The 18,442-nt window shown below is 63.8% G+C and carries 15 protein-coding genes; 2 read left to right on the forward strand and 13 right to left on the reverse strand.

The genetic code is table 11. From position 1 onward, the window contains the following. Window position 1 precedes the first annotated feature (1 nt). From EJ078_RS02050 to EJ078_RS02060, 3 genes are read right to left on the reverse strand one after another with little or no spacing between them, the layout of a single operon-like run. The gene (locus EJ078_RS02050; RefSeq protein WP_127216512.1) at window positions 2-715 is read right to left on the reverse strand and encodes an ABC transporter permease subunit; all 714 of its coding nucleotides are present in this window, start codon (window positions 713-715) and stop codon (window positions 2-4) included. A gap of 54 nt (window positions 716-769) precedes the next feature. Then, complete coding sequence (locus tag EJ078_RS02055) at window positions 770-1,588, reverse strand: transporter substrate-binding domain-containing protein (RefSeq protein ID WP_127216511.1); 819 nt, start codon at window positions 1,586-1,588, stop codon at window positions 770-772. Window positions 1,589-1,629: 41 nt separating this feature from the next. Beyond that, the gene (locus EJ078_RS02060; protein WP_275955131.1) at window positions 1,630-2,598 is read right to left on the reverse strand and encodes an amino acid ABC transporter ATP-binding protein; all 969 of its coding nucleotides are present in this window, start codon (window positions 2,596-2,598) and stop codon (window positions 1,630-1,632) included. A gap of 468 nt (window positions 2,599-3,066) precedes the next feature. Between EJ078_RS02060 and EJ078_RS02065 the strand changes: the two genes are divergently transcribed. Continuing rightward, window positions 3,067-4,146 (forward strand): mechanosensitive ion channel family protein, encoded by a 1,080-nt coding sequence (locus EJ078_RS02065; protein WP_127404239.1) that lies wholly within the window; start codon window positions 3,067-3,069, stop codon window positions 4,144-4,146. A 49-nt stretch (window positions 4,147-4,195) separates the two neighbouring features. On the opposite strand, the gene EJ078_RS02070 is transcribed toward EJ078_RS02065, so the two are convergent. Then, window positions 4,196-5,968 carry an SLC13 family permease gene (locus tag EJ078_RS02070; protein WP_208721056.1) on the reverse strand — a complete coding sequence of 591 codons (1,773 nt, stop codon included), beginning with the start codon at window positions 5,966-5,968 and terminating at the stop codon, window positions 4,196-4,198. Between the two features lie 157 nt (window positions 5,969-6,125). Continuing rightward, on the reverse strand, window positions 6,126-6,773 hold the full coding sequence (locus EJ078_RS02075; RefSeq protein ID WP_127239982.1) for a class I SAM-dependent methyltransferase: 648 nt from the start codon (window positions 6,771-6,773) through the stop codon (window positions 6,126-6,128). Window positions 6,774-6,972: 199 nt separating this feature from the next. Between EJ078_RS02075 and EJ078_RS02080 the strand changes: the two genes are divergently transcribed. Continuing rightward, window positions 6,973-7,224, forward strand: coding sequence for an Hpt domain-containing protein (locus EJ078_RS02080; protein ID WP_281060670.1), 252 nt, complete (start codon window positions 6,973-6,975; stop codon window positions 7,222-7,224). A gap of 15 nt (window positions 7,225-7,239) precedes the next feature. Here EJ078_RS02080 and EJ078_RS02085 read toward each other — a convergent pair whose 3' ends face one another. The 8 genes from EJ078_RS02085 to EJ078_RS02120 form a co-directional block, all read right to left on the reverse strand. After that, window positions 7,240-8,667: a glycosyltransferase family 2 protein gene (locus EJ078_RS02085; RefSeq protein ID WP_164750416.1), complete on the reverse strand. Its 1,428-nt coding sequence runs from the start codon at window positions 8,665-8,667 to the stop codon at window positions 7,240-7,242. Further along, window positions 8,664-9,701 (reverse strand): HEAT repeat domain-containing protein, encoded by a 1,038-nt coding sequence (locus EJ078_RS02090; protein ID WP_127215107.1) that lies wholly within the window; start codon window positions 9,699-9,701, stop codon window positions 8,664-8,666. Before EJ078_RS02090 ends, EJ078_RS02085 begins: the two co-directional genes overlap by 4 nt. 2 nt (window positions 9,702-9,703) lie before the next feature. Further along, the gene (locus EJ078_RS02095; RefSeq protein ID WP_127215106.1) at window positions 9,704-11,452 is read right to left on the reverse strand and encodes a YaiO family outer membrane beta-barrel protein; all 1,749 of its coding nucleotides are present in this window, start codon (window positions 11,450-11,452) and stop codon (window positions 9,704-9,706) included. Continuing rightward, window positions 11,452-11,844: a response regulator gene (locus tag EJ078_RS02100; RefSeq protein WP_127215110.1), complete on the reverse strand. Its 393-nt coding sequence runs from the start codon at window positions 11,842-11,844 to the stop codon at window positions 11,452-11,454. The genes EJ078_RS02095 and EJ078_RS02100 overlap by 1 nt, the downstream gene beginning before the upstream one ends. 183 nt (window positions 11,845-12,027) lie before the next feature. After that, window positions 12,028-12,414 (reverse strand): response regulator, encoded by a 387-nt coding sequence (locus EJ078_RS02105; protein ID WP_082980640.1) that lies wholly within the window; start codon window positions 12,412-12,414, stop codon window positions 12,028-12,030. A 5-nt stretch (window positions 12,415-12,419) separates the two neighbouring features. Continuing rightward, complete coding sequence (locus EJ078_RS02110) at window positions 12,420-14,861, reverse strand: ATP-binding protein (RefSeq protein ID WP_127215105.1); 2,442 nt, start codon at window positions 14,859-14,861, stop codon at window positions 12,420-12,422. A 491-nt stretch (window positions 14,862-15,352) separates the two neighbouring features. Next, on the reverse strand, window positions 15,353-16,693 hold the full coding sequence (locus tag EJ078_RS02115; protein WP_127215104.1) for an HlyD family type I secretion periplasmic adaptor subunit: 1,341 nt from the start codon (window positions 16,691-16,693) through the stop codon (window positions 15,353-15,355). Continuing rightward, window positions 16,690-18,390 carry a type I secretion system permease/ATPase gene (locus EJ078_RS02120; RefSeq protein WP_127215103.1) on the reverse strand — a complete coding sequence of 567 codons (1,701 nt, stop codon included), beginning with the start codon at window positions 18,388-18,390 and terminating at the stop codon, window positions 16,690-16,692. The genes EJ078_RS02115 and EJ078_RS02120 overlap by 4 nt, the downstream gene beginning before the upstream one ends. Window positions 18,391-18,442 lie beyond the last annotated feature (52 nt).

Genomic DNA, 18,442 nt, shown 5'->3' on the forward strand with positions numbered 1-18,442 from the left:
TCTAACCTCCGCTGAAGCCGCGATTGATATGGCGCTCAGCCAGGCCGAACAGGGTCTGGCTGACTGCTGTCATGGCGAAGAACAGCGAGGCAGCGATGCAGTAAAAGAGAAGTGGCGAGCGCGTGATGCCCGCCGCGATAGCCGCCATACGCATGAGTTCCTGCATGCCGACGATGGAAACGAGTGAAGTATCCTTGATCGTCATCTGCCAGACATTGTTGATCCCGCCGAGAGCAAGTCTCAACGCGAGCGGCAACGTGATTCTGAAAAAGGCGACCGATCGAGGCAACGCCAAAGATTTCGCGGCTTCAAGAAGACCGTTGGGAACGGCTTCCAAAGCGCCTCGCATCACCTCGATCGAATAGGCGCAGGAAATGGTCGCGATGGCGAGGATGCCGATAATGGACGGGTAGGCACTTTCAGCCATGTCTCGGTAGCCGAAGGCAACGGCTATCTTCTGCACCCAGTCGACAGAGCCAAAGAACAGGAGATAGATCACAAGAAGACCCGGCACGCCGCGGACGACGATGCTGTAGACATCGATCATCTGGGACAGCACCCGGACCCGCTGCCAGCGCGCTATGGCAAACGGGACGGCTGCGATCAACCCGATCATCATGCCGACCAGCCCGATGCAAATCGTCACGAAGGCGCCGCGCAGCAAAGCGAGTCCCCAGCCCTGCTCCACAACCAGCAACCAGATAGTTTCAAACATGGATGACACCCGTCGGGCCGCCGCGGGCTGCGACGGCCAGTTGTTGCGAGAGGATCACTTCTTGCACGGAATGGTGTAGTCGTCCTTGAACCACTTGAGGGAAGACTCCTTGATCTTACCTCCATCGATCATGTTGCAGAGCGCGGCATCTACCTTAGCCTTGAGTTGGGCATTCCCCTTGCGCATACCGACACCCATGCCGTGGCCGAGGGTTTCAGGATCGCTCATCGCCGTAATCTTCACATCGATCTTCGTGAAGTTGGCGCCGTCCGGTGTAGCGAGGAAATCCATCCAGGTCGGGGAGTCGCCGAAAGCGGCATCCAGGCGGCCAGCCGCAAGATCAGCGGTCTGCTGAGTGGTGGCATCATAAGTCTTGAGATCGGCGCTGGTCGCCCGCTTGCCGATGAATTTGGCATAGGTCGTGCCTGTCACGACGCCGACACTCTTTCCCGCGAGCGCCTTTTCGATCTCCTCGAGACTCTTGAGCCCGGCAAGAGCGGAATCTTTGGGGACTACGAAATAGAGCGGGGTGGTGGCGTACGGGATGGAGTAGTCGATCTTCTTCTGGCGCTCGGCAGTGATGCCAAGGCCGGAAATGATCACGTCGAAGCGGTCGCTATCCATGGAGGGAACCAGCGAACTGAAAGCCTGCACCACGAATTTGCACTTCATCTTGAGTTCGGCGCAGATACCGTTGGCAACGTCGGCGTCGAAGCCGGTGACGTTTCCGTTGGCGTCGGCCATGCTGAACAGCGGCGCGTCCCCTTCCGTGCCGACGCGTAGGACGCCTTCCTCGGCGCGCGCGGCACCGGCTGCGGCGGCGAGCATGAAACCGGATACGAAAATCGAACGAAACGTTTGAACTGAAAGCATGAGTGTTACCCCTTTTCTTGTTCTGCTGAAGAAAACCGCGATCACGCGGCGGCTGGCATGACGCTGGAGAGAAACCGTTTCACCGCCTCCGAGGCAGGGTTGCGAAACAACTCTTCCGGCGCATCGTCCTGCTCAAGGATACCTTTGCGCAGGAATATCATCCGGCTCGACACGTCGCGCGCAAACCGCATTTCATGGGTGACGAGAAGGATGGTCGCCCCCTCTTCGGCCAGCGTGCGGATCACCTTCAGCACCTCGCCCACGAGTTCCGGATCGAGCGCGGATGTGGGCTCGTCAAAAAGCATGATCTTTGGTCGCATCGCCAGCACCCGTGCGATCGCCACGCGCTGTTGTTGACCGCCTGAAAGCTGACTGGGATAGCGGTCGCGGAATTCGGCCATCCCCACCTTGGAAAGCGCCGAAAGCGCCATATCCTCGGCCTCCCGCCTTCCTTTCCCGAGCACGTAGACGAGCGCCTCTGTCACGTTGCCGATCACGGTCCGGTGCGGCCAGAGATTGAAGTTCTGGAACACCATGCCAGTCCGCTGGCGAAAGAGCCGGATCTTCGCGCGGTTGGTGATTTCGCTCTTGCCCGGTCGATTGGTGGTGATGGAGATTGCGTCGCCCATCACCTCGATCCTCCCTGAGGTCGGCGTCTCCAGAAAATTTATGCAGCGCAACAACGTGCTCTTTCCCGAGCCAGACGCGCCGATAAGGGATATGACCTCCCCTTCCGCCATCTGGAAAGTGACGTCGTTAAGGATCCTGACCGCGCCGAAATTCTTACTGAGTTCATGGACCTTTAGAACCGGGGCCGTGTCACGGCGTCTTCGGTTCCATTCAGATCGCACCTTCTCAACATGGGGCTGGCCCCGGCTGTCCATCGTCTGCGCGAGTTCGTTAAGTGTTAGGCGACTGTGACCATCGCTCCCACTTTCGTCGGTGACGGCGCCGTCTATGGCGCTCCTCCTCGAAACGGTTCGATATCCCTTGCTGTCAGTCACGTTCATCGGCTCGCTGCCTCTAGCAACTATTTGAAACCAATCTCGGGATTCTTAGGACCAATATGACATTGGTATCGCAACCGGTGTCAAGATAGATCAAATTGGTTGCGAGAAAAATCTACAGGAACAGCTTACATTTGGCGCGTCGGATCCAATTCGCGGAATGAAGATCATCGCAGATAATCCGCCCCTCGCCCGGCCTCAGGCGAACATAGACTCGCCTATCGCTTCCTAAACAGAATGTCGCTCCGCCGGGCCGCCCACGCGTCGCCGCCGGCGCCGAGCCCGCGCCAGCGGCAATAAGGGACGGCGGCGCCAGGTGACGGGTCGGCAGCGGTCGGGGAACCCGATCCGGTTCGAGCACGTCCACATAGCGACCAGATCCCACGCGCCGGCAAGCGCCTCCTCTCAATACCGCCGTCGCGGAACGATTAGCCGCTGCTCGATGTTGATGCGACATCGGATGGCGAATCCATGGAACGGCGCGACAAGGAACAGGAGAACCTTTCCCGGCTGGAACGGGCCGCGCAGCGGACTGCCGATCCGAAAACGATCCAGCAGCAGGCGAAAAAGCCCGCGGAAAAGTTCCGCTTCAGCTTCCGCAAGGAAGACCTCTGGTGGACGGCTGGCTTCGCTGCCGCTGCCTTGCTGCTCTTTGCCGTCCAGCTTCTCATCAATTGGCGCTCGGAATGGTTTGAGGCGCCTTTGCGCGCTCGCGTGCTGAATTATGTCTGGGGCGGCCTTCTCATTTTCGTCATGCTGACGATAGCGAACATCGTCGAAGTCTTTCTCATCGGCCGAATTCCCAATCGCGTTTCGCGTTTCAACCTGAAGCGAATTTTCCGGTTGGTCGTCGTGGTCGCCGTCGTCTTCGTGGCCATCTCGGTTCTGTTCGTGAACTGGTACGCCGCCGTCGTTTCGCTCGGCCTGATTTCGCTGACGCTCGGCTTTGCGCTGCAGATGCCGATCTCCAGTTTCATCGCCTGGATCTATATACTGGCCAGGGCGCCTTATCGCGTCGGCGACCGGATTCGCATCGGCGATGCCCATGGCGATGTCATCGACGTCAGCTATCTCGACACGACGTTGTGGGAATTCGGCGGCGAACATCTTTGGACCGATCATCCGAGCGGACGCGTCATCAAGTTCCCCAACTCCACCGTGTTCGACACGCCGGTCTTCAACTATTCCTGGCCGCTGTTTCCCTATGTCTGGAACGAGATCAAGTTCCAGCTCGCCTACGACAGCGACCTGGAATTCGTGGCGAAAACCATGCGAGAGGTCGTGGACGAGCAGATCGGCGACATCATGAGCCAGAAGGTGAAGGTCTATAAGGACATCCTGTCGAAAACGCCGGTGGACGAGCTGCAAGTGAAGGAGCATCCGGTGGTTCATTTTCGCGTCAGCGAAAATACCTGGCTCGAAGCCATCGTGCGCTACCTCGTGCCGCCGAAGGAAGCGGGCCGCACCAAAACACGCTTGATCAAGGAAATGCTGGCGCGAATGAATGCAGAACCCGATCGCGTGCTGTTTCCAAAGAGCAATTTGCGGTGAACTTTTTGGCTTTTGTACAGCCAAGTCGTTCGTATCCGTCCATGGCCTGTCAGTTCATTGGCCAGACGATCGCCAGCATCGGCACGGCAACAATGACGACAAGGAACGACAGCGGCAGCCCCAGACGCGGATAGTCGCTGAAACGATAGCCTCCCGGGCCCATGACAAGGGTGTTGCATTGGTGCCCGATCGGCGTGAGGAAGTCGCAGCCGGCGCCGATGGCGACAGCCATCAGAAAGGCTTCCGGCCTGTAGCCCAGATCGGCGGCGAATTCCGACGCGACGGGCGCCATGACAAGCACGGTGGCGGCATTGTTGAGGAATGGCGTCACGGCCATGGCGGCAACGAGGATCAGCGTCAGTGCGCCGGGCGCCGGAAGAATGGTCCCGAACCTGGCAAGCTCCGCGGCGACCAATGCGGTTGCTCCCGTAGTGCGCAGCGAATCGCTCACCGGGATGAGAATGGCGAGCATCACGAGGATTGGGCCATCCAGCGATTGGTAGACGTCGCGGAGCGGGATGACCTTGAAAAGCACTATCCCGACCGCGGCCGCAAAGAAAGCGACGGGAACCGGGAGCAGACCAACGGCAGTGGTGAGCATGGCAAGGGCGAGGATTGCCACGGGCACGATACCCTTGCGAACGCTGCCAAGAAGGATGGGCCTTTCCGCCAGCGGCAGGCAGCCTAGTCCGCGCAGTGTCTCGGGCATTGTGGTTGCATTGCCCTGCAGCACGACGACGTCGCCGAGCCTTAGCTCGACCTTGGCGAGCCTGCGGTCGAGGCGCTGACCGCGACGGCTGACAGCCAGGAGGTTGACGTTGAAGCGATCGTAGAGGGCAAGTCGCTGAGCCGTCCAGCCGATCAAGGGCGAGCTTTCGCCAATGACGGCCTCGATAGCGACCATCTCGCTGGTGGTGACCTCTTCATTCACCCGATCGCCCGTGACGCTGAGCTTGCCTTGCGAGACAAGGCGATCCAGCGCTGCCGGGTCGCCTTCGAGCAACAGGATGTCGTTCACCTTAAGGACGGCATCGGGCAGCGGCGTCATCCGCATCGTGCGATTGCGCAGGATCGACGTCACGACGGCATCGCCTCCGGCAAGCTTGATGACGTCGGCGACGGTTTTCCCGAGCACGGTGGAATCGCCGACAACTCGCGCCTCTGTAAGGTAGTCCTTGATGTCGAGGGCTTCATTCAGCGCCCCGCCGAGCTTTTCGCGCACCGGCAACAGCCAATAGAAAGACAGCAGAAAGATCATTCCGGCGGCGGCGGCGGCCGCTCCAACAGGCGCGAAGTCGAACATTGTGAACGCCGTTCCGGTCAGCTGCTCTCGCACCCGGGAGACAACAATGTTCGGGGACGTGCCCACCTGCGTCATGAGACCGCCGAGCAATGACCCGAATGCCATGGGCATCAGAAATATCGATGGCGAGGTGCCGGACCGGCGCGCGAACTGAAAGGCGATCGGGATCATGATCGCCAGCGCGCCTATATTCTTGACGAAGGCAGACAGGCACGTCACCACGATCACCAGCAGCGCCAGTTGCGAGCGAACTCCCGACAATTTCGGAGCAAAGCGCGCGATGGCGAGTTCCATGATGCCCGATCGCGCTATGCCTGCGCTCACCAGCAGAGCACTGCCGACAATGATCACGATATCGTCGCTAAACCCGCTGAAGGCTTTGTCGAACGGCACAATCCCGACGGCGAGGGCGAGCAACAGCGCCGCGGCAGCGACGAGATCATAGCGATAGCGGCCCCATACGAACGCTGCCATCATCACGAAGGTGACGGCGAACGACAGGATTTGCGGCATCGTCATGTCTTCGGCTGCTCCGCAAGCGGCTGATCAGAACGCCCAGACTGCTCCTTTGTTGCTTTGGCCCCGACGGTCTTGGGCTGCTGGCGGAGCTGAAGGCCATCGCGCATGAGCGCGGTCCCCTCGCCCGGCTCTGCCCTCGCGCGCGGGCGAAATTGCCCTATCGCTTGCTGAAGAAGCCGGACAGAATGTTCGGGCCGGCTTCGCCGGGCCGCAGCCTGATGCCGTCCTCGAAGCAGTTCAGCGTCACGCATTCGAAGCCGCTGTGGGCGAGCAACGCCACCAGCGAGTCACGGTCGAAGTGGTGCAAATGCTCGTTGGGGAGACGCATACGCCAGGTTCGGAACCAGGCGTCGCCGTCGGCGCCGAGCTCGCGCCAGCGGCAGTACGGGACGGCGACGGCCAGGTGCCGGGTCTGCAGGCGGCCGAGGAAACCCAGATCCGGGATGTGTTCGAGCACGTCGAACATGGCGACCAGATCCCAGGAACTGGCCAGCGCTTCCTCCCAACCGACAAAGCGGACCCCCGCGGGCAGCGGGAACTCGGCGATGTCGTAGCCGGCGCAATCGGCGACCCCGGTTATCTTCGCGGCTTCGATGAAGGTGCCGGTGCCGTACCCAATCTCCAGCACCGAGCGGGGGATCGCGCCGGTCAATCCCAGCACCCAGCCAAGCCGCTGATATCCGAGCTTGATGGTCCGGTCGCTCAGGTCCTCGTAATAGGAAATATATTGCTTGTCGTATTTGATCGGCGTGAAGTCGATCTGGTGGATCACGCCAAATCGGTCCACCTCGTAATTGTCCAACATCAGCGTGCTGCCCTCCGGATTCCCATTCCTTATACGGCGGCGCTAAACGCAGCGTAACTGGCGGGGCCGGCGACGCAGCCAAGCAAGGCGACAGATGAGCGACAGGTAGCCCCACTCGCCATTCCGCTTCGCCCCGCTTTCTGCTTCAATATCTCCTCATTCTCGGGAGAATCTCCATCTCAACCGATCCCTTGGCCCCCTGCGCCAACGTTTCCTCACCCGCTGCGCCTCTCAGCTCGCTGAGCTGCAGGCGGCGCGCGAGGCGCTGCCCGGCTCCGACCTGACCAAGCTCGCGCATTCGCTCGCCGGCGCGGCCGGCACTTTCGGCTTTGCGGAGATCAGCGTGCGGGCGTCAGAGCTGGAAACGCTGCTCATCGAGCAGGCGGAAGGCGGCGATGTCCGCGCGGCGCTCGATGCCTTAATCGGGGAGATCGAGCGGACGCTGGCCTGACGGCACCCGCCGGGCTCACTTCTTGGCGGCGCCGAGGCCGGTCCTGGTCATCTCGCCCCAGCCCTGGTTGCCGCGCAAGAATTGCCACCAGCCTTTCACGCGCCAGAAATTGTTGAGCTGGCGGTAGCCGAAATTCTCGACCACGGCGGCCGCCGTCAGAACGGCGAGATCCCTGGCGCGCGGAAAGCGCTGCAGCTCGGCCTCTTCCAGGATGAGCGAGCAGACGCTGACGCAGACGCCATAGGTGAAGATCAGCGAAGTGAAGGCCAGGAGATATTCGGCCGACAGGATGCCGAGCAGCCAGAAGGCCGGGATCAGGATATAGCCCAGCACCTCCGCCACCGGCCCCATCACATCGACGATGAAGATGTGGCCGAAGCCGAGGAAGCCGACGCGGCCATAGCGCGGGTTCAAGAACATGGCGCGGTAGCGGAAGAAGCATTCGAGCGCTCCGCGCTGCCAGCGCGTGCGCTGCCTCGCCAGAACGCTCAGCGTTTCCGGCGCCTCGGTCCAGCACACCGGCTCGGGAATGAACTGAACGCGGTATTTGCGCTTCTTGTCGCGCATGTGGCGGTGCAGCTTGATCACAAGGTCGAGGTCCTCGCCCATCGAGCCCTTGGTGAAGCCGCCCACCGCCACCACTTCGGCACGGCGGAACATGCCGAAGGCGCCGGAAACCAGCATCAGCGTGTTGACGCTGCTCCAGGCAAGCCTGGCCATCAGGAAGGCGCGCAGATATTCGACCACCTGGAAGAGCGGCAGCAGGCGGCTCGGCAAATGGACCTCGCGCACCCTGCCGGCCTCGATCTTCGAGCCGTTGGCGATGCGGATCGTGCCTCCGACGGCGATGGTGCGCTCGGGATCGTCGATGAAGGGCTGGGCGGCGCGCATCAGCGCGTCGGGCTCGAGGATGGAATCGCCGTCGATCACACAGAAGAGCGGCGCGCGGCAGACATTGATGCCGGCATTCTGCGCGTCCGCCTTGCCGCCATTCTCCTTGTCGACCACGAACAGCCGCTCGGTCATCGGCGAGGAATAGAGCCCGCGGATCGGCTTGTGCGCCAGCGCGTCCTCGTAGGGACGATGGAACTTCACCAGCTTGAAGCCCTCGATCAGGCGCTGCAAGGTCTGGTCCTTCGAGCCGTCATTGACGACGATGACCTCGAAATTCGGATATTCGAGCGCCAGCATGGAATGGACGCTCTCCACCACATTCACTTCCTCGTTATAGGCCGGCACCAGAAGCGCGATCGGCGGCGCGACCTCGCCGTAGCGCTGCCAGAGCAGCGCCGAGCGCGCCACCGGCGGGCGCTTGGACAGCGCATAGCCGGCGAGGACGAGCTGCAGCAGACAGATCGTCGTCTGCGCCAGCCCCGCCGCGATGATGAACCAGGACAGGATGGTGGCGGCAAGGACGATCTCGTCGCTCCAGTCGGCAATCATGCGGCCGGCCCCTCGGCAAGAATGAGCGAGGCGGTGCGCTGGCTGCGCGAGACCTCGCTGTCGGCAATCTGGCGCAGCAGCCGCTCGCCCGGCTGGCCGAAGGAGCGCAGCGCTTTGGCGGCGGCATAGCGCACGTTCCAGACCTCGTCGTCCAGCAGCCTGGACAGCGGCGGGGCAAGTTCGGGAAGGCCGAGGCGTCCCGCGGACTCGGCGGCGGCGGCGCGCACGTCCCAGTCGTCGTTTGCCATCGCGCTCGTCAGGATCGCCGGCGCATCGGCGTGTCCGGTGAGGCCCAGCGCGCGCAGCGCCGCGGCGACAACCTCGGGCGAGGCATCGCCGGCCAAGCCGGCGAAGAAGGCGGCAAAGCCGAAGCCGCCGGCGCGGGCGAGCGCGTCGATCGCGGCCGCCCTGATGAAGGGCACGGCGTCGACGCGCGATGCATGGATCGCAAGCTCGTTGAAGCGCGTGCGCGGAAAGCGCCTGAACAGTTCGATCAGGCGCCGCGAGCGCTGTCCCGCCACGCCTATCTTGTCCAGCGCGACGCCGAGCAGGGGCAGGCTGCCGAGATCGCAAAGCGCGATGGCGGCGGCGATCCTGACTTCGCGCGAGCGGTCCTGGTCCAGCGCCGAAAGCAGGCTAGCCGTCGCATTCTGCGACCCCAGCGCCGCCAGCATCTCGGCCGCGTGGATGCGTTCGGCCACATTTCCCCGTTCCAGCTGGCTGCCGACGAGGGCCGGCAGGCCGCATTCGTTGAAGGCGACAAGCACGTCGTCACGCTCCTCGCCGCGCAGCAGCGAAACGAACTCGAAGCCGGCCTCGATGGCCACGCCCGGCGGCACCGAAAGAATGGCCGTTTTCAGCGTCTGGCGGTCGCGGTCTTCGGTGAAGGCGATCAGCGCCGTCAGAAGCTGGCGCCGCTGTCCGGCTCTGGCGGCGTCCCGGCGCTCCCGCAGCAAGCGGCGCGCGATCAAAAACAGCATGATCACCAGGGAGAGCGCGCTGAGCAGTATGGAGAGATTCCAGACGTACCACATGGTCAGAACCGCGCGGTCAGCCCGAGCCCGAATATGCTTCGGTCGAATGTCGGGCGTTGTTCATGCGCGATGCTGGCGCGCAGCGTCAGCGGATCGCTGACGTCGACGGAGAAGCCGCCAAAGACGGTGCGTGTCGGCACCAGCGTGCCGTCAGAGATTTCGGGGGCGTCGGCATAGCCGCCGAAGAGATTGACATGCGGTGTCACCGCGAGGTCGGCGCGAAGCACATAGCCGTCCGCGCGCGTCCCGATATCGTCCTCGGCATGCACCCAGCGGGCGGAAAGCCCCAGACGGCCGTCGAGGAGATAGCCCTGCAGCCAGGGCTGGATGCTGGTGACGTCGGCGTCGGCGAAATTGTCGTAGCGGGCGTCGACGTTGAGCGACAGCGGGCCGAAGACCTTCGACGGCGCCACGACCTGCCACGAAGCGCCGGCCCCGGTCGAATAGCGCGCCAGAAAGTCGGCATCCGGCGTCGCCGCGGCCAGCGCATAGGCGGAGAAGGCCGGCGAGAAGGCCTGGTCGACGCGGCCCTCGATCTGGACGTCGGTGTTGCCGAAGCGGGTGGCGAGCCGCGTGCGGCCGGAGATCGTCGTTTGGGGCGATAGCCGATAGGAAAGGCCGGCCGAACTGTCGGTCCAGTCGCCAAGCCCGTCGGTGAGATCGCTCACCTCGCTGCCGAGGTCGAGCCGCCATTTGCGCGGCGGCGGCGCGGCCAGCCTTTGCTCGATATCGGCCAAACCCGGCTCGATGGCGAGCGCCTGGCCGTAAGCCTGCCGCGCGGCCTCGTCGTCGCCCTCGGCACGGCGCACGTCGCCGAGCCCGACCAGCGCCTCGGCATTGCGCGGATCGAGCGCCAGCGCGCGCTGCAACGATTGCCCGGCCCGCTGGTAGTCGGCCTCGAGCAAGGCGATTCTCGCATCAAGGTTGAGGGCCTCGACATTGTCCGGCGCTGAGGCCAGCACATCACCGACCAGGGCGCGGGCGCGCGGCGCGTCGCCCTGCCAGATCGCCAGGCGCACCTTGCCCAACCGAGCGTCGAGAAGGCCGGGCCTGATCGCAAGCGCCCGGTCGAAGAACCGCCCGGCCTCGTCGAAGCGCTGGGTGGAGCCGACAACGAGGCCGAGCGCGACCAGGGTGTCGGTGTTCCTGGGCGACAGCTTGAGCGCGCGGCGATAGGCGGTCTCGGCCTCGGCCGGCTTTCCCGCCGCCCGCAACCGCCTGCCCTGCTCCAACTGGATGGCGACGGGATCGGGCCGCCGGTGGGGCGGCTTCTTCGCCGGCGCCGCGGCAGCCGGAACCGGCTTCGCCTGGCTGGCCTGCTTGGCCTTGCGGATGTTCTCTAGAAGCGCTGCCGCGTCGGCATTGCCGGGCTCTGCCTCAGCGACCTTCTCGGCGAGCGGCAGCGCCGCATCCAGATTGCCGGAGCGGAATTCGACCTGGGCCATGCCGAAGCTCGCATCGCGATAGGCCGGGGCAAGGGAAAGCGCCCTGGAAAAGGCGTCGCGCGCCGCCGGCAGATCGTTGCGGCCGAGCTCGGCGAAGCCAAGCTGCACAAGAGCGTCGGCATTGTCAGCTTTCAACGCCAGCGCGCGCCGGAAAAGATCGGCGGCCTCGTCGAAATGCTGCGCCTGCCTGGCCTTGACGCCGGATGCGTAGAGCTCGTCGACAGTCTGCGCCAGCGCCGCGCCGGGAGCGGCGGCGATCGCCAGGATCAGGCATGCGGCAAAGGCTGAGCGCCGGCCGCGCCGCATCAGCGCTTCCCGCCCTTGCGGGCGATGAGACGCGCCAGCCGGGCCAGTAGCTCCTCGGGAATGAACGGCTTCACCAGATAATCGTCGGCGCCCTTCTCAAGCGCCGAAACGATGTCCTTCTCGGCCTTGCGGGCGGTCAGCATCACCACCGGAGTCTTCGACAGCACCGGGTCGCCCTTGATGCGCGCCAGCACCTCGATGCCGTCGGCCTTGGGCATCATCGCGTCGAGCACGATGATGTCGGGGCCGTCCTGCTCCGCCTTCGCCAGCGCCTCGGCGCCGTCCACCGCTTTGATGACCTCGTATCCCTTCGCCCTTAGCCTGAATTCGATCAGCTCAAGCAACAAGGGATCATCATCGCAGATCAGAACTCTTGCCTTCGCTCCATCCACCACCAGTCCTGCTCCGGTTCCGTCGCCCCCCGGAGTGATGACGCCGCGCGATCTTAGATAAAGCCGATTCGCGGCGGCCGCATTTCGACACAATCACTAGATGAATATTGGGCCATGGTATAGGAGCGGCAAACGCAAAACCGACCTTGCCGACAGGCATCTTTTGCGCGACTTTCTCGCCGGCTAAACCGGGCCGGAACGCCCCGAAAGCAGCCTTCTCACCTCGCCCGCAAGCGCCAGCGGGTCGAACGGCTTGGCGATCACTCCCACGGCTCCCATGGCGAGATAACGCTCCACCTCATGCGTCTGGGTGCGCGCCGTGATGAACGCCACCGGAATCGCGGCGGTCAGCGGCGAATCGGCCAGGCGCCTCAGTGTTTCCGGCCCGTCCATGTCCGGCATCATCACGTCGAGCAGGATGAGGTCAGGGCGCCAATCGGCGGCATCGGTCAGCGCTGCGATGCCCGAGGCGCTGGACCGCACCTCGAATTCCGGCTCGAGTTCCAGCGACATCTGGGCGATTTCGCGGATGTCGTCCTCGTCGTCCACATAGAGGATCCTTGCCGGCATAATCATCACTCCTTGGCACTGGAGGCGGGTCTGGCGCTATCGAGCGATGAGACCAACATGCTCCTGACCAGCCTGGCGACATCGATCTCCGACGCCTTGGTCTTGGTCATCATCGCCTGCACCCGGTCACCGAGGTTCTGATCCAACTCGGCCGCCGAGAACACGATGACTTGGGTTTCCAGCGGCAGATCGATGAGCAGATCCAGTCCCGATCCGTCGGGAAGCAGTATGTCCAGGATGACCAGGTCGAAGCGATGCTTTGCGACCGCCTTCCGCGCCTCCTGCAGCGTTTTGGCGGAAGCGATCAAGACGCCCGGACCGAGCCCCGCTGACATCACGGCAAGGACGCCCTCGTCGTCCTCGACGTGGAGGATCCTCGGCCTCCGCTCGACCTTGCTGGCGAGGATCTTGGCGAGAGCGGCGTGAAGGCGCCCCGAATCCACCGGCTTCTCCAGCCAGTCGACGATGCCGATGGCGGTTCCGTTCAGCGAGCGCCTGGCTTCGTCGGCGATGGCGGAGATGACGATGACCGAAATCTCGGAATTCACCGGCGAGACCCTGATGTCGTGGAAGAGCTTGATGCCGGATTCACCGGCCAGCTTGATGTCGAGGGTCAGCGCCACATAGTCGCGGGAGTTCAGGAGCGCTTTTGCGGTACCGATATCGGGGGCGACATCGCTGGAGAAGCCGTCGGCGTCGAGAAGCGCGGCGATCACCGCAGCGATGTCGGGCTCGTCCTCGCAGATGAGGACGCGCAGGCGGCCATCACGCTTTCGCGACCGGCGCTCGACCAAAACCGGCTTCTCGGCCTGTCTCTGCGCTTCGGCAAGATCGACGTGTAACGAGGTTCCCCTGCCTTCCTCGCTTTCGAAGGACACGGCGCCGCCGAGCTTTTCGACGATGGTCTTGACGATGCTCAGGCCCAGTCCGGTGCCCCCCTTCTTGCGGGTGCTGGAGGCATCGGCCTGCTCGAACTTGCCGAATATGCGGTTGCGGAACGCTTCCGGGATGCCGGCGCCTTCATCGATAACGGAGATGCGCAGCATGTCGCGCTCGCGACGCTGGAGCTTCACCATGACAGTGCCGCCGGGATCGGAGAACTTGATCGCATTCGACAGCAGGTTCGCCATCACCTGGTGCAGGCGATCGGGGTCGATATTGGCTTCGGCGCGCGGGGCATCGTCGACCAGGACGATGCGTATCCCGCTCTCGGCCATGTAATTGGAACTGGCGGCGATGGCCTGCTCCAGCACCGCACGCACGGGCATCTGCTTGATCTTGAAGGTGATGACGCCCGACTCGATCTTCTCCATGTCGAGAATGTCGTTGATGAGAAGAACCAGCCTTTCGCTGTTGTTGTGGGCGATGTTGACGAGGTTGGCGGCCTTGGGCGGCAGCTCGCCCGCGACGCCGGCTGCGATCAGGCCAAGCGAGCCGCGGATGGATGTCAGCGGCGTTCGCAGTTCGTGGCTGACCGTGGAAATGAAGTCGTTCTTGAGCTGGGCATTTCGCTTCTGCTCGGTGATGTCGCGATTGTAGGTGATGACGCCGACGATCTTGCCGGCCTCGTCGCGGAACGGCGCCTTCAGCGTGTAAAGCCAGCCCTGCCTGCCGTCAGGCAGGAGCGCGGGCTGATCGATGCGCAACGTCTGCCCGGCCTCCAGCGCGCCCAATTCATCCTGCCTGAAGCGCTCGGCCACGTCCTTGGGATAGAAATCGAAATCCGTCTTGCCGATAAGGTCCTCGACCGAGGCGGCGCGCACCAGTTCGGCGGTGGCTGGATTGGCCGCGATGAAGCGCCCCTCCGCATCCTTCACGTTGAGACTATCCGGCAGCTCGCGAACCATGGCACGGAATATCATGTTGGACATGGCGAGATCGCGTCGCCGCTGCTGCCGGTCGAGCAGCACGGCAATGATGAAGGTGCTCAGGAAGCGGAACAGGAGCGACGGCAACGTGCTCTGCTGCACGAAGCCGGTCACGACCTGCGAGGGAATGACCAGAAGCGTGATGAGCCCGGCCAGCGCGACCGACAGGCCGAGGCCGAGTATGTCGAACATGGTGCGCGAGCGGACCGCGACGATGTGGTGCCAGGCCAGACCGACGACGGCGGTGATCAGGATGCTCATGACGCCGACTTCGGCGCCCTGACCGCCCAGATGAAGACGATAGGCGATGGAGCCGGCAGCGGCGATGAACATCGCCGGCCATCCGCCGAAGAACGCGGCCGCTCCGATAAACGCGGCGCGCAGGTCGACGATGAAGCCGGAGACGGACAAGGCCGTCGCCATGGAAATGATCGCGCCCGCGCACATGACCACGCCCAAAAGCAGCGACTGTGCCCGCCGCGAGAGACGCCCGGTGAAATCCGCCACAAGGTCCCAGGCGACGATAAGGATGGAGACCAGGGCAAGATTGGCCAGCAGTGAGTGCCAGATCTCGGTCATGACTTTTCCGGCTCTGTTTTTTCCGACAAATACCGGCAAAACCTATCCGAGGTCTAAAGAGCGGGCGGGACCGGCCTAGTTTGCGGGGTGGTGAGCGCTTGGCGAAGGGCAGCGATCGACCGTCAAAGTGGCCTGATCGTGTCTGGCCTGCATCGCCCGTGGCCGAGCATTGTCGGGCAATGCTCAAGCTGCGCTCCACATCGAGGTTGCCGACGTTTTGTTGCTACACTGGCGACCGCTTCGGGCAGTAGGCCGATGAGCTTGCCGCCGGCTGCTAGGTGGGCCACATCAGCGGGCAAACTGCCACAACGACATGCAGATTCGGGCCTCGGCGACGGCCTGCGGCTGCTGGCCGCGGCAAGCCGCTGTTTCCGTCTACAAGCCGCTTGCACTGAAGCTGGTCTTTGCTGTGCCGTTCAGCAACGGCGTAGTGGCGCTGGAGTACCGACGCACAGAGCCGAAGAGCTGGCCCGAGGATTTCAGTCCGCGCGCTACTTCTGCCGGAAGGCCGTATGGAGCGACGTGGTCAGCGGCCCCAGAATGTAGTCCAGCGCGGTGCGTTCCTCGGTGACGATCATGACCTGCGCCGGCATGCCGGGATAGAGCTGGATCTGCGGCGCGGCGGCGAGTTCCTGCTGATTCACCGCCACGTCGGCAACGTAATAGGGAAAGCCGGTCTTGGCATCGGTAACGCGGTCCGCCGAGACGCGGGTGACGCGGCCGTGGATGACCGGCGTCGTGCGCTGCTTGTACGAGGTGAAGCGGACCTCGGCAGTCATATCGGCGCGCAGGCTGGATATGTCCTCGACCTTGACCTGCGCTTGAACGATCAGCGAATTCCTGGTCGGCACGATATCCAAAATGGTCTGGCCGGGCGCGACGATCGCGCCGGTCGAAAAGACGGTCAAGTCCATCACCTGGCCGTCATAGGGCGCGCGCACTTCGGCGCGGTCCACCGTGGCCTGTGCGGCAAACATCTTCGGCACCAGATCGGCAAGGTTCGACTGGGTGTCGATCAGCATGGCCGAAAGTTTTGCGCGACGCTCGTTGGTGAGCTGCGCGATCTGGCTTTCGAGTTCGGCCTTGCTCTGGCGATTTCCGGCGATCTCGCCGAGCGCCTGGTCGATCAGGCCCTGCAGTTCGGAGGCCGAGCGGTCGAGCTCCAGGATACGCGGCTTCGTCGTCAGTCCCGCCTTCAGCAGCTTGTTGAGGCTTGCCTTTTCGTCGATCGTCGACTTGAGCTGCGCGCGGAAGGATTCGACGCGCGCCTGCTTGCCATCGATCTGCTCGTCGAGCTCGGCGATGCGCTTCTGCAGGATCTGCCTGGCGCCGGCCATCGAGGCGCGCTGGCTCTCGAGGTCGGCAATCTGGTTGGCCATGGCGTCCTGCAGATAGGCCTGGTGCTCGGCGGTGATGTCGTTCGGGAAGGCAACCGCCTCATGGCCGTCCAGCTCGGCGCGGATGCGGGCATCGGTGGCGCGCAGCAGCGCATATTGCTGGGAATAGAGGTTGAATTCCGACCGGGCGCGGGTATCGTCGAGCAGCACCAGCACATCGCCGGCCTTGACGATGTCGCCATCCTTGACCCGGATTTCCTTCACCGTGCCGCCATCGAAATGCTGGACGCTCTTGCGGTTGCCTTCGACCTTCACCACCGCATCGGCAAGCACCGCGCCATTGAGCGGCGCGACCGCGGCCCAGCCGCCGAACACGCCGAAGAAGGCGGCGATGATGAGCAGGCCGATCCACACCGGTGCCCGGATCGAGTCCGCATTGGCGCCCGCATCTTCGGTGCCGGCGAGGTTGCGATAGGTAGCGGCGATATCGGTCATTGGGCCGCCACCGTGATCGGTGCCGCGCGCTGGTTGAGCAGCGCCACGATCTCGTTTCTCATGCCGAAGGCTTCGACCGCGCCATCCCGCAAGAGCAGGATCTTGTCGACATTGGCCAAAGTCGAGGGCCGGTGCGAGACGATTATCACCGTGCTGCCGCGACGCTTCAGCTCCAGCGCGCATTCGGCCAGGGCGCGATCGCCGTCGGCATCGAGATTGGAGCTCGGCTCGTCGAGCACGATGAGGTTCGGCAGGCCGAAGACGGCGCGGGCAAGCGCGATGCGCTGCCGGTAGCCGCCGGACAGCACCGCCCCGCCCTCGCCGATCTGCGTCTCGTAGCCTTGCGGCAGCCGGATAATCATCTCATGCACGCCGGCGAGCCGTGCCGCCTCGATCACCTCGCGGTCGACATCGGTCTTGAAGCGGCCGATATTGGCGGCCACCGTATCTGAAAACAGCTCGATGTCCTGCGGCAGGTAGCCGATATGGTCGCCGAGCGCCTCCCTTCCCCACTGCGTCATGTCGGCGCCATCGAGCCTGACCGTGCCGCGGCTCGGCTGCATGATGCCGGCTAGGTGACGCGCCAGCGTCGACTTGCCGGCGCCGGAAGGGCCGACGATGCCGAGCGCCTCGCCTGCTTCGAGCCGGAACGACACATCGCGCAGCAGCACCTTCTGTAGGCTGGGAATGGCGAAGCTCAACTGCTCGACGGCGACCTTGCCGGAGGGCTTCGGCAGGTTGAACGAGCGTCCGCCCTGCGCGCCGCCGTCCAGCAGCCTCTCGACCCTGCCAAGGGCGGCCCGCGCCAGGATCAGGCTGCGCCAGAGGCCGACGATCTGCTCGACCGGCTGCAGCCCCCTGCCCAGCAGCAGGCTGGCCGCAAACATCGAGCCGCCGGTGATCTGCCGCTCGATCACCAGATAGGCGCCGAGGCCGAGGATAAGCGACTGCATGGTGAGGCGCAGGAAGCGGATCAGCCCGGACATGACCGCTGCCCGGTCGCTCGCCCGCCCCTGCTGGCCGAGCGCCAGGCCGCGATCGCGCCCCCAGCGCCGGACGAGGCCGTCGATCATGCCCATGGCGCGGATGACTTCCGCGTTCCTGAGGCTCATTTCGGTGAAATTGTAGTTGGCCGTGGCAAGGTCGTTGGCCTGCTTCAGCGGCGCCCGCACGATATATTCGTTGAGCACCGCCATGGCGATCAGAAGCAGCGAGGAGCCCAACGCGAAGAAGCCGAGCCAGGGATGCAGGAGGAAGATGATGCCGATATAGATCGGCGACCAGGGCAGGTCGAACAGGGCATGGATACCGCTGCCGGTGATCACCTGCCGGAAGGTGTCGAAATCGCGGATCGGCTGGCTTGGCGAGGCACCCTGCGACGGGGTCTCGACGGAAGCCGCCAGGATCCTGGCCGAAAGCAGCCGGTCGAGCCGCGCGCTGGCGCGCGTCAGGATCGCGGCGCGCACGAGGTCCAGACCGGCGAGCGCCAGGAACGCCGCAAGCAGCACCAGCGTCAGCATCACCAGCGTCGTCTCGCTGCCGCTGGTGACCACCCGGTCGTAGATCTGCAGCATGTAGAGCGGCGACGCGAGGTAGAGCAGGTTGATCGCCAGGCTGAACACCGCCGCAAACAGGAAATAGCGGCGGCAGGCGCCAAGCGCTTCCCTGACGATTTTAGATTTGTTGTCGAGACTCAAAATACCCAGCGGCAGAACCGCCCCCTGTCAAACTGCATGCCCGGAACGATAC

Origin of the sequence: Mesorhizobium sp. M1A.F.Ca.IN.022.06.1.1, from assembly GCF_003952605.1 — a bacterium.
In the GTDB taxonomy this organism is placed as follows: Bacteria; Pseudomonadota; Alphaproteobacteria; order Rhizobiales; family Rhizobiaceae; genus Mesorhizobium.